This is a genomic window from Pseudomonas sp. B20 (assembly GCF_020515755.1).
In the GTDB taxonomy this organism is placed as follows: Bacteria; Pseudomonadota; Gammaproteobacteria; order Pseudomonadales; family Pseudomonadaceae; genus Aquipseudomonas; species Aquipseudomonas syringae.
This window is the reverse complement of sequence record NZ_JAHPJG010000001.1, coordinates 81,573-96,802: the sequence shown is the minus strand read 5'-3', so window position 1 is coordinate 96,802 and position 15,230 is coordinate 81,573. Positions and strand designations below refer to the sequence as shown.

Sequence of the window (15,230 nt, the reverse complement as noted above, 5' to 3'; positions counted from 1 at the left end):
AAATCAACTCTCCCAGGAGAACATGATGAACAATACCTTGCACCAGCACACACCTGATGTAAGAGCCGTTGACCCAAGAGGACTGGCAATCGGCAATATCGCTTATTGGCGAAGCGAGGCGCAGCAAGCGATGGAGCGCCGTATTACCCGGAAGACTTACAACGCTGCGGGCCATGTGAGCACGCAAAGAGATCCACGACTTGATGCGCCAAACCTGACAACAACTTACAGCCTTTCGGGGCAGCCGATACTGACCGACAGTGTGGACGCCAACTGGCGCTTGATGCTGTTTGGCGAAGGGAGTCAGCCCGTCAGCGGCTGGGACAGTAACGCCAATCAGCGTCATTTTGAGTACGATCAGTTGCTGCGCCCTGTTTCGGTTACCGAGCAGCATCAGGTCGTTGAGCGTTTTGCCTATGGCGGACCTGATTCAGCCAGCCATAACTTATGCGGTCGGCTATCGCGCCATGACGACACCGCCGGTACAAGCCTGTCCCCGGACCATGGCCTGAGCGGCAAAGTACTTAATCAGCATAGATATTTCTTACGAGTATCAGTAACGCCGGACTGGCCGCTGGTCGAAGCCGAGCGCGATGCCTTGCTTGAGCCTGCGGCCCTGCAAACCCGCTGGGGCTTCAATGCGCTGGGCGAAGTGCTCGTGCAGACTGATGCCATGGGCAACACGCAGGCCTTTGGCATGACCGTCGCCGGGCAGTTGAAAGCGGCTGAACTGACATTGGCCGGTGCCGCACAGTCGCAGACGCTGGTCAGTGAAATTCATTACAACGCCTTCAATCAGGTAGAGCAGGAGACTGCCGGCAACGGCGTGGTCAGCCGTTATGTCTATGATAAGCAGGACGGTCGACTAGCTGAGCTCAGCACGCTATCTGCGGATGGCACGCGGTTGCAAAAACTCGATTACAGCTATGACCCGGTGGGCAATATCCTACTCGTCAACGATGCGTCCCAACCAGACCGCTATTGCGACAACCAGCTTATCGAACCGATCAGCCGTTACCGTTACGACACGTTGTATCAGTTGATCGAAGCCACGGGTCGGGAGGTCCGAAATGGGGCCAGCCATGGTCCCGCGTTGCCCGGGCTGCAATCTCTGCCGACGCTCGATCCTTGCCAGGTCAGCAACTACAAACAGAATTACAGCTACGACCCTGCGGGCAATCTGCTGCAAATGCGCCACGAAGGCGCACACAACTTCACCCGCAACATGCACGTTGCCCCGGACAGCAATCGCAGCCTGCCCGACGATGACGGGGATGTGGATTTCGCTACGAGTTTTGATGCCAACGGCAATCTGCTGCAACTGGTTCGCGGGCAGGTTATGGGCTGGAATGCGCGTAATCAGTTGCAGCACATCACCACTGTGCAACGTGAAGACGGGTCGAACGATGACGAACGCTATGTCTATGACGGCCAGGGTCAACGCTGCCGCAAGATCAGTACCGCGCAGGCATCAGGTCGCACGCTGATCAACGAAGTGCGCTACCTGCCGGGGCTGGAAATCCGCACCACAGCCGATGGCGAAATTCTTCACGTTATTAATACTCAGGCGGGTCGCAACAGCGTGCGGGTGTTGCACTGGGAAGCTGGAAAACCAGATTCCATTGCGAACGATCAGGTACGTTACAGCCTGGGTGATCATCTGGGCTCGAGCACGCTGGAGCTTGATCAACAAGGCGGCCTGATCAGCCAGGAAAGTTATTATCCGTTCGGCGGTACGGCCTGGCGGGCGGCGCGCAGTGCAGTGGAAGCCAAGTACAAGACCGTGCGTTATTCAGGCAAGGAGCGCGATGCCAGCGGGCTTTATTATTATGGGTTCAGGTATTACGCGCCGTGGTTGCAGCGGTGGACAAGTCCAGATATATCCGGCGAGGATACTGACCTTAATCTTTATAAAATGCTAAGAAACAACCCTCTTAATCATGTTGACCTGAACGGTAACGTAGCCATACCCCTTAACGCACACTTTTACTGGGAAGGTGGCGACATTCCAATACCGCACCTGCAGAACATGCTGCTTTTTAAAGAAATAAATCCCGACTACCAAGTCAATGTGTGGACCTCCAAGGTAAAGCACCTGCTAAACCCATTAGCGGCAATGAGTGAAAGCAACGACCCTGCCGAGCGACATATGGCGTTGGCGCATGGCGATTCGTTAATACAGGCAATCCTGAAGAACTATTCAGCGCACTGAGCCAGGCCTATCCACACGCAAAGAAACTCGAAGCGTTTTATAGCCGCGAGACGAATGGGCCTTATAAGAATTACGCTGCAGCCAGCGATCTGATAGAGCTGGCCTCAACTTACATGGAGGGTGGTCTGTACATGGACGCAGATGTCGCGGTGGGACAGCCGCTCGGGAGCCTCGATGCACCCAATGGGTTTCTTGTACACATTGAAGAAAAATTTACGTCTAACGCCGTACTCGCCTCCGCACCCCGAGGAAGAGTGGCTGGCGAAATAATGGACACCATCGCTGACCTTTACACCACAAGCCCTAGTATGATGGAGGACAATGAAAATTACGGATGGGCAAAGAAACGCAGTACCCCGGGCAAAGGGCTACTCAGCCGATTGACGTTAACCATGCATATGACCGGCCCCTCGTTGATCCGCAACTTCCTTCCTGCAACTGCGGAAGAAAAGAAAGCCTACGCTGTACCTCATGATAAGTTTTTCTACCGTGATACACCTTGCACAGATAACATGCAACCGGAACAACGATCACTGTCCAACATTTTTTTTCGCGGTTTCAAGCGCGGACTAAATGGTGAAGGACGCTGGACAAATGTCCGCCCTGGCAGAAGAGCTTCAATATAATAAAACTTGAAACGTGATATTACAATGCACTGAGCAAGGCAATAACAATAAAGCCAACACACTTAAATCTGTACTACATTTCCCACAAAAAATGTAGACATTTCAGTGTATTGCAAAGGTTGCTGACCACCACGTTCGATAAAAATAAGGATTACGCTGCCGAAACATATGGATACCTGTATGCAACGTAAGACCGATCGAACGTGGAGATTTGAAACATGGCATTTGATGCGTACATCAAAATCGAAGGCATTCCAGGCGAAGCGCTGGATGATCGCTACAAGGACTGTATCGAGATCACCGGGTATGGTTTCGGCATGCACCAAAGTACCTCCGCCACGGCGAGCTCTTCAGGAGGCGCCTCGTCGGGTCGGACGTCCTTGAGTGATTTCACGTTCACCAAATCACTCGACAAATCGAGCTGCAAACTCATGGAAACGCTGTGCGCGGGCAGGCATCTGAAGGAAGTCGTCTTGTCATTGCATCGTGCAGGCGGAGACAAGGTCAAATACTTTGAAGTGCTGCTGGAAGAAGTCATCATTTCCAATTACACCCAGCATGCCAACGATGGCATCCCCAGCGAGACCATCAGCCTAAACTACGGAAAAATAAAAACCACCTACACCCAGCAGAAAAGATCTGACGGTGCCGGTGGAGGGAATGTCTCGGGTGGCTGGAACCGTATCAACAACAAGGTCTATTCCTGACGTCTTGAACGCTCACGTATCAAACGTCACGACATGATCAAGGAAGGACTATGGCACGGCCATTTTTTACCGCCGCCTGGGCGGCTTCGCAACATATTTATGATCCGGTAGCGCCGGAAAAGCGAGTGGCAGAGGTGATTGGGGGGTTCGTCGCGAAGAACATAAACAACCCTGATCCTTCTACAAAATGGAGGAACACCTGTGCTGTTCGATTAAGTTACATCCTGAACTACTCAGGACTGAAAATACCTAAAGTATCTAAACAGACAGTCTCCGGCGCAGATCAGCACCAGTACTTTTTCCGTGTATCGAACCTGAAAAGCTTTTTGGAAACGCACTGGGGCAGGCCTGAGGTCGTCAAATACCCACCTTCTGACGGCGGAGCGCTTGCAAGAAAAAAAGGAATTATATTATTTGAAATATCGGGCTGGACAGACGCAAAAGGCCATGCAACGTTGTTTGACGGCAATCTTTGCTATGACCATTGCTACTTTAACGAGCCCGACGTCAACTACCGTACGGATACGGCAAACTTTTGGAGCCTAACCTCATGAAGTTTCTCTTCACAGCCTTCACATTCTGTCTCGCACTCGTGGCAACCGAGAGCTTCGCACATACAAAACCTTCATCACCAGAGGGCATGCACCGAAGCTATGAAAAAAACTTCAAGGACCTGGTCCTCGCTACCTGTATAGCAAACGCTTACGCCTATGACGTAAAGGTCGGAATTGACGCTGGAAGTAGCGTCACCGCCATTGAGGACTGGGCAAATTACGACTGGGAAGTGGGACCTGATGAAATACGAGCACTCGTAAAAAAGTATCTGACCAGAGATTATACAAATCCCTTAACCGAGTCCGAGATAAAAGGTGTAAAATTTGACCTTTTAAAGTGCTTGGATCTTTACCACAGTAAGGATCTGAATGACTTGACAAAAAAGACTGTCGTAAATCCAACACACACCTACATGCAAGACTACAAATAAAACTCATATTCACAGGGAGGTTCGCAGAATGAAATCACGTCTTGCGGCCCTTGCATTATCTCTAGTCTTAGCAACATCCAACTGCTTTGCCTACACCCTTACTTCATCACCCGAAGGAATGTACAGAACCTTTGAAAAAAACTACAAGGACATGGCGCTAGCCACCTGCATAAACACCGCTTATAAATATGACGTAAACGTCGGAATTGACGCGGGCAGCAGTGTCAGTGCGATGCGTGACTGGACCTACTATGACATGGAAAAAAGTCCTCTTGCCGTCAAGGCCCTGGTTGAAAAATACCTCGCGCGAGACTACACAAACCCGTTGGCCGAATCCCAGATCAAGGGTATAAAATTCGACCTGCTGAAATGCCTGGACATGTATCACAGTAAGGAGCTCGACGCGTTGACGAAGAAGGTCGTGAGCCACCCGAATCATACCTACATGCAGAATATCAAAAAGCCTTAACCACTCTCTTCATGCAACAAGCCTGTCCGGCAAACGCTGCACAGGCTATTTTCATTACAAGCACCCTACTCCGCACATTATCTATAGGGCGGAGACACATCATGCTGCTTCACGTGATCCGATAGCTGCTTAACATCTCGCCCTCGGTGATGTACTGCTTGTTGAAATACTGACAAACAGCCCTCGTCATTTCCCCGCCTACACCGAAAACATCTTCAGAAAACCCATTTCGATAATTCTTGTAGGAATTATCAGCAGGACGCCTCCCTTCCAATTGAAGGAAATTTCCGAGAAAATCCCGGCCTCTTGCGCTTGGCTATTCAGGCCTCTAGCCTTCATCGATCGCTGCCCAATCAGCGATCAGGTTTGGTAGACCTGAGTGACCTGTGCGCAATGCGCCACCTTCTCAAGGCGCATTTTTTCGGCCTGCGTTTATGGTGGCCGTGCGCTTGGCGTCTTCGGACGCACCGGCTTGCCTGGTCACCGGTCTACCAACCTGCGTACGGCCGCCACCCTGATCGTTTGGTAGCGAAAGGGGCGGCTCCTTTCATTGATCAGGAGTTGCAAACATGCCCGATAAAATCGTCCCCGACCCGCCCACCGCCCTATTCACCGTCAACGCATCCGTCAGCCAGGAGGAAGCGCTCAATTACGCTTCGGATCTGCTGCGCTGCATCATTACGACGGCCTATGAGTCCGGCGACAGCACCCAAGGCACCAGCCGTGATCTGGCGTTTTCGGTGCTGCACATGGCCGAGATGGCCAAAGCCATGGTTGACCGCTCACTGGAATGCATCGTTTGACCAGATGACAAGCCGGGGCCACGATCGGCCCCGTGCAAACCTCAGTTACGCTGATCCAGCAAGTTCACCACCAGCCGGTCGATCCAGCCCCACAAGCGCTGTTTGACGCGCCGCCACAGCGGTCTGGCCTTCCAGTCTGCCAGCGTGGTTTCGGCGCTCAGGGCGAAGTCTTTTTCGAAGCTGGCGACCACGTCGCGGGTCAACCCGGGGTCGAGGGCTTCGAGGTTGGCTTCCAGGTTGAAGCGCAGGTTCCAGTGATCGAAGTTGCAAGAGCCGAGACTCACCCAGTCGTCGATCAGGACCATTTTCAGGTGCAGAAAGCAGGGCTGGTATTCGAACACCTTGACCCCGGCGCGTAACAGGCGCGGGTAGTAGCGTTGACCGGCATAGCGTACGGACGGGTGATCGGTGCGCGGCCCGGTCAGCAGCAAACGCACATCAACGCCACGCGCCGCAGCCCTGCGCAAAGAGCGGCGAACTTTCCAGGTGGGCAGAAAGTAAGGAGTTGCCAGCCAGATCCGCTTTTGCCCGGTGTTCAGCGCACGCACCAGCGATTGCAGAATGTCGCGGTGCTGGCGGGAATCGGCATATGCCACGCGCCCTAAGCCCTCACCGGTTGTCGGGGCCTTGGGCAGATGATCAAGGCCGAAGTTTTCTTTCGGACGCCAGGCGAAACGCCGGGCGTTGGCGTGGAACTGCCGGTTGAACAGCGCCTGCCAGTCAATCACCAGCGGCCCGGTGATTTCGACCATCACTTCGTGCCACTGGCTGGCGTCCTTGTCCGGCTCCCAGAACTCGTCGGTCACACCGGTGCCGCCCACCACGGCCAAGGCCTTGTCCACCAACAGCAGTTTGCGATGGTCGCGGTAGAAGTTGCGCACGCCGCGCCGCCAGTGGATCGGATTGTAGAAACGCAGAATCACACCGGCATCGGTCAGTTGCTTGCGCAGGCCGGCGTCGAAGGCTTTTGAACCGAAGTCATCGAACAGGCAGCGCACGATCACGCCACGCCTGCCCGCCTCGACCAGCGCGCGCACGATGGCGTCGGCGCAGGCCCCGGCTTCGACCAGGTACAACTCCAGATCGACCTGCTGCTCGGCGCGATCAATGGCTGCGATCATGCGCGGGAAGAACGCAGGACCGTCGATCAGCAATTGAAAGCGGTTGTTTTCACGCCACGGAAAAATCGCACCGCTCATATCAGCGCGCCGTGAAGATCAGGACAGCCCCGACCGGAACCGAGAGGCTCACCGCCGATAATCCTGCGGCATTGCGCAAGGCCTTGAAGTCCGGGGCCATATCGAAATCCTGGGCATGGATCACCAGCGGCTCGAGCGTCACGACCTGAAAGCGCCGCTCGTCGAGACGCGTCGCCAGCAGCTCGGCGTTATAGCTGTGGGTCTTGCCGCGCAGGCTGACGGTCAGCGGTAAACGCAGTTCCAGTTGCGCGCCGGGCGCGAGGTCGTTGATCGGGCGCATGTCGAGCTGCGCATTGATATGGGCAGTCGGAAACTTGCGCACCTGAAACACCTGCTCTCGAAGGCGCTCGTCGCGCAGAGGGATGCCGGTGCTGACTGAATCGGTTTCAACCTCCACCTCAGCCAGCCCCTTGGCGTCGACTTTGCCGTGCAGCACGAGAAAGCGATGCACTTCGGCAATATCGGCATTTTTGGTCGAGGTGAACGAGAGTCGCGACGACTCGTTATCCAGATACCAGTTCGCATGGGCAGGTAACGCCACTGCGGCCAGCAGGACCAGCAGCAGGCGATTCATAGTGAGCATGCAGACTCCAGACGTACAATTGAGGGCCACCTTATCCGCCTGTCTGACCGCTGGCAAACGACTGCGTTCGGCGGCACCCCATCAAGGCCTCACGGCAGCAGGCGACAGCCCTGTCGCTCACCCTGCCACGACGCGCTGCTGGTGCGTCCAAGGCCGCTGGCGATGACCCGTTTCTGACTGCTGTCGTCGACCAGGGTGCTGGGCAGATACTGCTTGATGTAGCCCTGGCAATAGGCTTCGGAATTGTTCGTGACGTACCTGCACGAGCAGTATTCCTTGGCGGTGTAGGCACTGATGATGGTCGGAAATGCCTGCAGGTTCACACGGTACTGCCAGGCGAGTACGGCAAGTGCGGCAACGATCAGCAACAGCAGGCTGCTGAAGGGACGACGCAGGATGAACAGTCGACGCGAGCTCATTGACCGCCCTCCTTGCCGAACGCGGCCTGTACGCGCTTGAGCATCTCATTGTGGTTGTAGGTACTGTCGCGGTCATCGGCATAGCGCACGATCACCAGCTTCTGATCGGGAATCACATACAGCGCCTGCCCCCAATGCCCCAACGCCGCGAAGGTGTCAGGGGGAGCATCCGGCCACGGTCCTTTGCCGCCCTCGGCAGTACGGTTGAGCCACCATTGGCCTCCGGGCACTTCAACGCTGGCATCCACGCCTGCACCGGCAAACGGCGTCAGCACGAAGTCCATCCACGCCTTGTTGAGCAACTGCCGATCCTGCCATTGCCCGCCGCGCTGCATCAGCAGGCCGATGCGGGCCAGATCGCGGGCGGTCATGTAGGCATAGGACGAGCCTACAAATGTACCCGCGCCATCGGTTTCCCAGACGGCACTGCGAATGCCGAGCGGGTCGAACAGCGCGGTCCATGGATAACCCGGATAAGCCTCATCGCCGACCATCTTTTTCAAGGCCGCCGCCAGGAGGGTGCTGTCGCCACTGGAATAAAGGTAAGTCTTGCCGGGGGGTTGGGCAGCGCGGTGATCGGCGGTGAAGCGCGCCATGTCGTCACGCCCGCGGGTGTAGAGCATGGCGACCACCGAGGAGTTGAGCGGAGCGTATTCGTAGTCTTCCTGCCAATCCAGACCTGACGCCCAGTGCATCAGGTCTTTGATGGCGATCTCGGGGTGCGCCTTGAACGGCGTGTAGAACTTCGCCACCGGATCATTCAGTTGAAAGCGTCCTTCTGCAAACGCCACGCCCAGCACCGTCGCCATGACGCTTTTGCTGATCGACCAGGTCAGGTGCGGCGTTTGCGCAGTGGTTACACCGCCGTAGCGCTCGTACACAACTTCGCCATCACGAATCACCAGCAGCTCATCGGTGCGTATGCCCTTGCGCGTGGCGTCGTCACGGGGCGGGAAGGCGTAAGCCTCAAGCTCTTCGATGGCCGCCGATCGCGGCACAGACTGAGCAGGCCATTGCTCTGCCGGCCATGTTTGAGCAACGACTCCCTGGGCACTGAAACCCAGAATCAGAACCAGACACAGACGGACAAATCCACGCGGCATGACAAGGCCTCTACAGAATAATCCGCACACCGTATCAGCGTTTCATGACAGTCAGCCATTACCTCGGGAGCAGACGCAGAGCGTCACGAACTGCATTCCCACGCGGAGCATGGGAACGATAGTGATCCTGCGTACGCCGCTCGTTCCTCACGCCACAGCCTGGGAATGCATTCGCGTGACGCTCCGGGTCACAAATCTGCGCCGCCCTGCAACCCTCAAGACCGGACACAGGGGAAATGGCCCCAGCATCCGCCGTCACACAACCATCACCAAAGCTTCACAGGCATGACACGGCATCTCCCTAGCCTGCAAGTACGGCAAAGCGCCTGGACAAATCAGTCAACCAGCCCTTTCTGCATCTGCAAGGCTGGCTCATGGAGATTCGTATGACCCAGATCGCCCGCATTCGTGACAACACTTCTGAACGTCGTCTTCAGGCCGAGCGCCTGATTGGAGCGCGCGCCTTGCAGGAAGCACAGGCGTTGCGTTTCAGTGTGTTCAGCGAAGAGTTCAACGCCCGTCTCAACGGCGCTGAACAAGGCCTGGACATCGACGATTACGATGTTCACTGCTCGCACATCGGGGTGCGTGACCTGAACACCGGGCGTCTGGTTGCCACGACCCGGCTGCTCGACCATCAGGCCGCCAACACGCTGGGGCGCTTCTACAGCGAAGAAGAGTTCAGCCTGCACGGGCTGGTCAATCTGCAAGGGCCGATCCTCGAACTGGGCCGCACCTGCGTCGACCCGGCCTATCGCAACGGCGGCACCATCGCGGTGTTGTGGAGCGAGCTCGCCGAAGTGCTCAACGAAGGCGGCTACAGCTACCTGATGGGCTGCGCGAGCATCCCGATGCAGGACGGCGGTATTCAGGCCCATGCGATCATGCAACGCCTGCGCGAACGCTACCTGTGCAACGAGCACCTGCGCGCCGAGCCGAAGAATCCGCTGCCGACCCTCGACATCCCGAGTAATGTGATCTGCGAGATGCCACCGCTGCTCAAGGCCTACATGCGTCTGGGGGCCAAGATCTGTGGCGAACCGTGCTGGGACGAAGACTTCCAGGTGGCCGACGTGTTCATCCTGCTCAAGCGCGATGATCTGTGCCCGCGCTATGCCCGCCACTTCAAGGCGGCCGTGTGATGAGCCGGTTGCGCGGCTATGCCCGCGTAGTCCGGGTGCTACTGGTCGTAGCGCTCGGATTGACGATTGCCAGCGCGTTCGCGGTCCTGGAACGCACCAGGGTCGGAGGTTCGATGGAGCGCAGGCAGCGCTGGAGCCGCTGGTTCATGGCACGCCTGACCAACGCCCTGCCATTTCGCGTCACCGTGACAGGTCAACTGCCAACCCAGCCCATGCTGTGGGTAAGCAACCATGTGTCATGGACCGACATCGCCCTGCTTGGCATGCTCGCGCCGCTGTCGTTTCTGTCGAAAGCCGAAGTGCGGACCTGGCCGGTAGCGGGCTGGCTGGCGCTGAAGGCCGGTACGCTGTTCATTCGTCGCGGATCGGGCGACAGCCGTCTGATCCAGAAGCAGATGTGCAACCACCTGCAACAAGGCAACGCACTGCTGATCTTCCCCGAAGGCACCACCACAGACGGCAAAAGCCTGCGCACCTTTCACGGTCGCCTGCTGTCCAGCGCCATCGACGCTGGCGTGCCGATCCAGCCGGTGGCCATTGGTTACTCGCGTGACGGCAAACCGGACCCGATAGCCCCGTTCATTGGCGACGATGACTTGCTGTCGCATTTGCGCCGACTGTTCGCCAACGAGCAGAGCGACGTGCATATTCACCTGCTGACACCGATCCCGACCGCTGACCAGGAACGCGCCGCACTGGCCTTCAAGGCCCAGCAGGCCGTTCAGGTGGCGTTGTTTGGCGAGCCGCCGGCTCAGCCGAGCGAAGTGGTTTCGCGTCCGGCCAGAGCGGCCTGAGCGAAATCTTCGAGTAGCGGATAGAACTCGGCGAAATCCGCACTCAAGGGCTGGTACAGCGCCTGCAGTTCCTGCATGCCGCCGGCCAGCCCTTCGGGTTTTGACAAGCGTCGGGATATGCCGCTCAACACCTGCTCCAGCACCTCGAAATCCCGATACGACCCCAGCCAGTCCTGCGCGGCCATGCGCGGTGCGATCAGCGCCAGCCGCTCGGGCAATTGCGGCTCTGCAGCCAGCGTGCCATAGACTTTGCGGGTGAATGCGTCCAACGGCAGGTCGGCATAACGATGCCAGTCGCGCGCCAGGCAATGATCGAAAAAGACATCGAGCATGATGCCCGCATAACGCCGTCTCTGGAGCGGAAAGCGGGCAATGGAAGCCTTGATCAGCGGATGACTGTCAGTGAAGGCATCGATGCTACGGTGCAGACGAATCGCCGCTTCGAGTTCCGCAGGAAAACGTCCCGGCAGCGGACCTTTGACGAAGTCGCCATACAGGCTGCCAAGCAATTGAGCGGGCCGGTGCCCGCCAAGATGAAGATGTGCCAAGTAGTTCATGGCTGCAAGCCTAGGCCGCTTTCGGGCCCACTGTCCATATATCGTTATAACCCGATATAGCGATTTCACTGATCCTAAGCACATAATCATATTTGTATATCGCGAAATACAGATATAAGGTTCGCTCTATCGCGATATAACGCTACACCGCCTGTGAGAACGACATGCCTATCGACCTCGACGACATAATAAAAGCCCTGGCCCACCCGGTCCGCCGAGAAATCCTGACCTGGCTGAAGAACCCCCGCGCAAGCTTTCCCGCCCAGGAATACTCGATCGAACACGGCGTGTGCGCCGGACAGATCGATCAGCGTGCGGGATTGTCACAATCCACTGTCTCGGCCCATCTGGCGACCTTGCAACGCGCTGGTCTGATCAGCAGCAAGAAGGTCGGCCAATGGCATTTCTTCAGACGCAACGAAGAAGTCATACAGGCATTCGTTCAGGCGCTGGTTGAAGAACTGAACAACCCGACCTGATTTTCCAACGTTTACCAGGAGCTGCCCCCGTGCCTCTTTCGCTACTCATTCTGGCCCTGAGCGCCTTCGCCATCGGCACCACCGAATTCGTCATCATGGGCCTGCTGCCCGATGTAGCGGCCGACCTTGGCGTATCGATCCCCGGCGCAGGCTGGCTGGTGACCGGCTACGCGCTGGGTGTCGCCGTTGGTGCGCCGTTCATGGCCATGGCCACGGCAAAACTGCCGCGCAAGGCCGCGCTGGTCACGCTGATGGGGATTTTCATCATCGGCAACCTGCTCTGTGCGCTGGCCAGTGACTACAACGTCCTGATGTTCGCCCGCGTGGTGACTGCACTGTGTCACGGTGCGTTCTTCGGCATCGGCTCGGTGGTCGCCGCAGGTCTGGTGCCCGCCAACCGTCGTGCCTCGGCGGTGGCCTTGATGTTCACCGGCCTGACCCTGGCCAACGTACTGGGCGTGCCGCTGGGTACTGCGCTGGGTCAATACGCAGGCTGGCGCTCGACGTTCTGGGCCGTCACGGTCATCGGCGTGATTGCGCTGATCGGCCTGATCCGCTTCCTGCCGACCAACCGCAATGAAGAAAAGCTCGACATGCGCGCTGAACTGGGCGCCCTGCGAGGGGCCGGCATCTGGCTGTCGCTGACCATGACTGCGCTGTTCTCGGCGTCCATGTTCACCCTGTTCACTTACATTGCCCCGCTGCTGGGCGAAGTCACCGGTGTACCGCCCAACGGCGTGACCTGGACCCTGCTGCTGATCGGCCTGGGCCTGACCGCCGGCAACGTGATCGGCGGCAAGATGGCCGACCGCCGCCTGTCGTCCACGCTGATTGGCGTATTCGTCTCGATGGCGGTGATCTCCACCGTACTCAGCTGGACCAGCACCGCGCTGATCCCGACTGAAATCACCCTGTTCCTCTGGGCAGTCGCAGCCTTCGCTGCCGTCCCGGCCCTGCAGATCAACGTGGTGACGTTCGGCAAAGCCGCACCGAACCTGGTTTCAACCCTGAACATCGGCGCCTTCAACGTCGGCAACGCGCTGGGCGCCTGGGTCGGTGGCAGCGTCATCGCCCACGGTCTGGGCCTGACCAGCGTACCGCTGGCTGCCGCCATCCTGGCCGTGCTGGCGCTGCTGATTACCCTGATTACCTTTCGTCAGACCGGCAACCCCGATCTGGCCCCTGCTACGCATTGATCAATTACGAGGATTAGACACATGACGACTATCTTTGACCCGATCACCCTGGGCGATCTGCAACTGCCCAACCGCATCATCATGGCTCCACTGACGCGCTGCCGTGCCGATGAAGGCCGTGTGCCGAACGCGATGATGGCCGAGTATTACGTTCAGCGCGCCTCGGCCGGCCTGATCCTGACCGAAGCCACTTCCGTCACCCCAATGGGCGTGGGCTACCCCGACACCCCGGGCATCTGGTCCAACGACCAGGTGCGTGGCTGGAGCAACATCACCAAGGCCGTGCACAACGCCGGTGGTCGCATCGCCCTGCAGTTGTGGCACGTGGGCCGTATTTCCCACCCGGCCTACCTGAACGGTGAAACGCCGGTCGCACCTAGCGCCATTGCCGCCGAAGGCCACGTCAGCCTGATGCGCCCGATCACCCCATTGCCAACCCCGCGCGCGCTGGAACTGGCGGAAATCGGTGACATCGTCGAGGCCTATCGCGTCGGTGCGGAAAACGCCAAGGCTGCGGGCTTCGACGGCGTGGAAGTGCATGGCGCCAACGGCTATCTGCTTGAACAGTTCCTGCTGACCGGTAGCAACCAGCGCACCGACGAGTACGGCGGTTCGGTGGAAAATCGTGCGCGTCTGCTCCTCGAAGTGACCGACGCAGTCATCGATGTCTGGGGCGCTGGCCGTGTAGGTGTTCACCTCTCACCTCGCTTCGACATGCACGACATGAGCGATGCAAATCGTACTGAAACCTTCAGCTACGTGGCCAAAGAGCTCGGCAAGCGCGGTATCGCGTTCATCTGTGCCCGTGAGCATGATGCTGAAGACAGCCTCGGCCCACAGCTGAAGAAGGATTTCGGCGGCGTCTATATCGCCAATGAAAAATTCACCAAGGACACGGCCAACGCCTGGCTGGCAGAAGGCAAGGCCGACGCCATTGCCTTTGGCGTGCCGTACATCGCCAACCCGGACCTGCCTGAGCGTCTGGCCAGCGATGCGCCTCTGAATGAAGCCCATCCGGAGACGTTCTACGCCAAAGGGCCAGTCGGCTATATCGACTACCCACGGATGTAACCAGACGCTGCAACAGCAAAAACCCTGACGCGCGAGCATCAGGGTTTTTTATTGCCTGCAGCCATCAGCACTCCAGCATTGGCGCTACGGCTTGGCGTCAGCCGCGGCCGTCCCCAGCAAGTTGCCTTGGGCGTCGGTGATACTGCCATCCGGATGCTTCCAGCGTCCGTCCGGGTAGTTGATCGAGCCATCCGCCAAAACCCAGGTTCCGTCCTTGTGCTGCACATCGCCATTTGCGTTCTCTACCGAACCATCGGCATGCACCGTCGTGCCGTCGGCATGCTGTACGGCCCCGCTTGGATGGGTAAGGGTCTGACCATCCGCAGACTGAACTTTGCCGTCCGGATAGGTGATCGTGCCGTTGGGATTTACCATGTGGTGGAACGCCGGGATCAGTTGCAGCACGCCCGTTACGGTATTGACGGTCGTCAGCACCTTTTCCAGACGCGAAGGTGGCGCAGGGGTCGCGGGAACCGTTTGCGGCGCCAGCGGAACGCTAGCAGGCTGGACGATCGGTTTCTCAGGCGGCGATACCTTTGCAACAGGCGGCCTGACAGGCGCTCCCCCTCCTGCCACTTTCCCGCCAGCCTGCCCAACCTTGACCGGTGGCCTGATAGGCGCGCCACTATTTGCCCCGGACCCGCCGGTTTGCCCAACCTTGACCGGTGGCCTGGTAGGCGCGCCACTATTTGCCCCGGCCCCGCCAGCCTGCCCGACCTTGGCCGGTGGCCCACCGGCCCGCCCAACCTTCACAGGTGGCGCCTTCCTTACCGGTGGTCCGTCCGGGCTCGCTGCCCTCTTCGGACGCGCGGCCCCATAGTCTCCAGCGGGCGCTTGCGTTTCAGAGAGTTCTTCCACATCCGGTTCTGCTCGTTCGACAGAGGC

Annotated in this window: 18 protein-coding genes and 1 pseudogene; 13 read left to right on the top strand and 6 right to left on the bottom strand. The window is 58.0% G+C overall.

Annotation, left to right across the window (positions count from 1 at the left end; translation table 11 throughout):
• The first annotated feature begins 25 nt into the window (after positions 1–25).
• The 8 genes and pseudogenes from LIX91_RS00470 (at position 26) to LIX91_RS00440 (ending at position 5,802) form a co-directional block, all read left to right on the top strand.
• A complete protein-coding gene (locus LIX91_RS00470) occupies positions 26–2,212 on the top strand; it encodes an RHS repeat-associated core domain-containing protein (RefSeq protein ID WP_410524735.1) in 2,187 nt (728 codons plus the stop codon).
• Positions 2,209–2,328 (top strand): annotated as a pseudogene (locus LIX91_RS25530) (hypothetical protein); the annotation flags it as partial. The gene LIX91_RS00470 and the pseudogene LIX91_RS25530, both read left to right, overlap by 4 nt.
• A 15-nt stretch (positions 2,329–2,343) precedes the next feature.
• The gene (locus LIX91_RS00465) at positions 2,344–2,838 is read left to right on the top strand and encodes a hypothetical protein (protein WP_230412445.1); all 495 of its coding nucleotides are present in this window, start codon (positions 2,344–2,346) and stop codon (positions 2,836–2,838) included.
• A gap of 218 nt (positions 2,839–3,056) precedes the next feature.
• Positions 3,057–3,545, top strand: coding sequence for an Hcp family type VI secretion system effector (locus LIX91_RS00460; RefSeq protein ID WP_003313472.1), 489 nt, complete (start codon positions 3,057–3,059; stop codon positions 3,543–3,545).
• A 50-nt stretch (positions 3,546–3,595) separates the two neighbouring features.
• Entirely contained in the window at positions 3,596–4,099 is a 504-nt protein-coding gene (locus LIX91_RS00455; RefSeq protein WP_226487808.1) for a type VI secretion system amidase effector protein Tae4, read from the top strand.
• Positions 4,096–4,530, top strand: a complete 435-nt coding sequence (locus tag LIX91_RS00450; RefSeq protein WP_065093634.1) for a type VI secretion system amidase immunity protein Tai4 — start codon at positions 4,096–4,098, stop codon at positions 4,528–4,530. Before LIX91_RS00455 ends, LIX91_RS00450 begins: the two co-directional genes overlap by 4 nt.
• Before the next feature lie 28 nt (positions 4,531–4,558).
• Positions 4,559–4,999 (top strand): type VI secretion system amidase immunity protein Tai4, encoded by a 441-nt coding sequence (locus tag LIX91_RS00445; RefSeq protein WP_226487807.1) that lies wholly within the window; start codon positions 4,559–4,561, stop codon positions 4,997–4,999.
• Positions 5,000–5,568: 569 nt separating this feature from the next.
• Positions 5,569–5,802 (top strand): DUF6124 family protein, encoded by a 234-nt coding sequence (locus LIX91_RS00440; RefSeq protein WP_003313478.1) that lies wholly within the window; start codon positions 5,569–5,571, stop codon positions 5,800–5,802.
• 41 nt (positions 5,803–5,843) lie between these two features.
• Here the strand turns inward: LIX91_RS00440 and LIX91_RS00435 are convergent, their stop codons facing one another.
• The 4 genes from LIX91_RS00435 to LIX91_RS00420 form a co-directional block, all read right to left on the bottom strand.
• On the bottom strand, positions 5,844–7,001 hold the full coding sequence (locus tag LIX91_RS00435; protein ID WP_003418714.1) for a phospholipase D-like domain-containing protein: 1,158 nt from the start codon (positions 6,999–7,001) through the stop codon (positions 5,844–5,846).
• Position 7,002: 1 nt separating this feature from the next.
• Positions 7,003–7,584, bottom strand: a complete 582-nt coding sequence (locus LIX91_RS00430; RefSeq protein ID WP_003418716.1) for a YceI family protein — start codon at positions 7,582–7,584, stop codon at positions 7,003–7,005.
• 89 nt (positions 7,585–7,673) lie between these two features.
• Positions 7,674–8,003, bottom strand: a complete 330-nt coding sequence (locus LIX91_RS00425) for a hypothetical protein (RefSeq protein ID WP_003418717.1) — start codon at positions 8,001–8,003, stop codon at positions 7,674–7,676.
• Complete coding sequence (locus LIX91_RS00420) at positions 8,000–9,106, bottom strand: serine hydrolase domain-containing protein (protein ID WP_226487806.1); 1,107 nt, start codon at positions 9,104–9,106, stop codon at positions 8,000–8,002. Before LIX91_RS00420 ends, LIX91_RS00425 begins: the two co-directional genes overlap by 4 nt.
• A 386-nt stretch (positions 9,107–9,492) precedes the next feature.
• Between LIX91_RS00420 and olsB the strand changes: the two genes are divergently transcribed.
• Entirely contained in the window at positions 9,493–10,248 is a 756-nt protein-coding gene (gene olsB, locus LIX91_RS00415) for an L-ornithine N(alpha)-acyltransferase (protein ID WP_003405915.1), read from the top strand.
• Positions 10,248–11,042, top strand: a complete 795-nt coding sequence (locus LIX91_RS00410; RefSeq protein ID WP_226487805.1) for a lysophospholipid acyltransferase family protein — start codon at positions 10,248–10,250, stop codon at positions 11,040–11,042. The genes olsB and LIX91_RS00410 overlap by 1 nt, the downstream gene beginning before the upstream one ends.
• Here the strand turns inward: LIX91_RS00410 and LIX91_RS00405 are convergent.
• On the bottom strand, positions 11,000–11,599 hold the full coding sequence (locus LIX91_RS00405; RefSeq protein WP_003313486.1) for an ACP phosphodiesterase: 600 nt from the start codon (positions 11,597–11,599) through the stop codon (positions 11,000–11,002). The genes LIX91_RS00410 and LIX91_RS00405 overlap by 43 nt on opposite strands.
• Positions 11,600–11,763: 164 nt before the next feature.
• Between LIX91_RS00405 and LIX91_RS00400 the strand changes: the two genes are divergently transcribed.
• Genes LIX91_RS00400 through LIX91_RS00390 form a run of 3 tightly spaced genes read left to right on the top strand, consistent with a single transcriptional unit; the run spans position 11,764 to position 14,345 of the window.
• A complete protein-coding gene (locus LIX91_RS00400) occupies positions 11,764–12,078 on the top strand; it encodes an ArsR/SmtB family transcription factor (RefSeq protein ID WP_003313487.1) in 315 nt (104 codons plus the stop codon).
• Between the two features lie 29 nt (positions 12,079–12,107).
• Positions 12,108–13,274, top strand: a complete 1,167-nt coding sequence (locus LIX91_RS00395; protein WP_032662762.1) for an MFS transporter — start codon at positions 12,108–12,110, stop codon at positions 13,272–13,274.
• A 21-nt stretch (positions 13,275–13,295) separates the two neighbouring features.
• Entirely contained in the window at positions 13,296–14,345 is a 1,050-nt protein-coding gene (locus LIX91_RS00390) for an alkene reductase (RefSeq protein ID WP_226487804.1), read from the top strand.
• Positions 14,346–14,429: 84 nt separating this feature from the next.
• On the opposite strand, the gene LIX91_RS25590 is transcribed toward LIX91_RS00390, so the two are convergent.
• Complete coding sequence (locus tag LIX91_RS25590; protein WP_317135423.1) at positions 14,430–14,921, bottom strand: hypothetical protein; 492 nt, start codon at positions 14,919–14,921, stop codon at positions 14,430–14,432.
• Between the last annotated feature and the right edge of the window lie 309 nt (positions 14,922–15,230).

What these genes read in the sequence shown, in the direction of transcription:
- LIX91_RS00470 (WP_410524735.1), top strand. Translation starts at nt 26, where the DNA reads ATGAACAATACCTTGCACCAGCACACACCTGATGTAAGAGCCGTTGAC.
- LIX91_RS00465 (WP_230412445.1), top strand. Translation starts at nt 2,344, where the DNA reads ATGGACGCAGATGTCGCGGTGGGACAGCCGCTCGGGAGCCTCGATGCA.
- LIX91_RS00460 (WP_003313472.1), top strand. Translation starts at nt 3,057, where the DNA reads ATGGCATTTGATGCGTACATCAAAATCGAAGGCATTCCAGGCGAAGCG.
- LIX91_RS00455 (WP_226487808.1), top strand. Translation starts at nt 3,596, where the DNA reads ATGGCACGGCCATTTTTTACCGCCGCCTGGGCGGCTTCGCAACATATT.
- LIX91_RS00450 (WP_065093634.1), top strand. Translation starts at nt 4,096, where the DNA reads ATGAAGTTTCTCTTCACAGCCTTCACATTCTGTCTCGCACTCGTGGCA.
- LIX91_RS00445 (WP_226487807.1), top strand. Translation starts at nt 4,559, where the DNA reads ATGAAATCACGTCTTGCGGCCCTTGCATTATCTCTAGTCTTAGCAACA.
- LIX91_RS00440 (WP_003313478.1), top strand. Translation starts at nt 5,569, where the DNA reads ATGCCCGATAAAATCGTCCCCGACCCGCCCACCGCCCTATTCACCGTC.
- LIX91_RS00435 (WP_003418714.1), bottom strand. Translation starts at nt 7,001, where the DNA reads ATGAGCGGTGCGATTTTTCCGTGGCGTGAAAACAACCGCTTTCAATTG.
- LIX91_RS00430 (WP_003418716.1), bottom strand. Translation starts at nt 7,584, where the DNA reads ATGCTCACTATGAATCGCCTGCTGCTGGTCCTGCTGGCCGCAGTGGCG.
- LIX91_RS00425 (WP_003418717.1), bottom strand. Translation starts at nt 8,003, where the DNA reads ATGAGCTCGCGTCGACTGTTCATCCTGCGTCGTCCCTTCAGCAGCCTG.
- LIX91_RS00420 (WP_226487806.1), bottom strand. Translation starts at nt 9,106, where the DNA reads ATGCCGCGTGGATTTGTCCGTCTGTGTCTGGTTCTGATTCTGGGTTTC.
- olsB (WP_003405915.1), top strand. Translation starts at nt 9,493, where the DNA reads ATGACCCAGATCGCCCGCATTCGTGACAACACTTCTGAACGTCGTCTT.
- LIX91_RS00410 (WP_226487805.1), top strand. Translation starts at nt 10,248, where the DNA reads ATGAGCCGGTTGCGCGGCTATGCCCGCGTAGTCCGGGTGCTACTGGTC.
- LIX91_RS00405 (WP_003313486.1), bottom strand. Translation starts at nt 11,599, where the DNA reads ATGAACTACTTGGCACATCTTCATCTTGGCGGGCACCGGCCCGCTCAA.
- LIX91_RS00400 (WP_003313487.1), top strand. Translation starts at nt 11,764, where the DNA reads ATGCCTATCGACCTCGACGACATAATAAAAGCCCTGGCCCACCCGGTC.
- LIX91_RS00390 (WP_226487804.1), top strand. Translation starts at nt 13,296, where the DNA reads ATGACGACTATCTTTGACCCGATCACCCTGGGCGATCTGCAACTGCCC.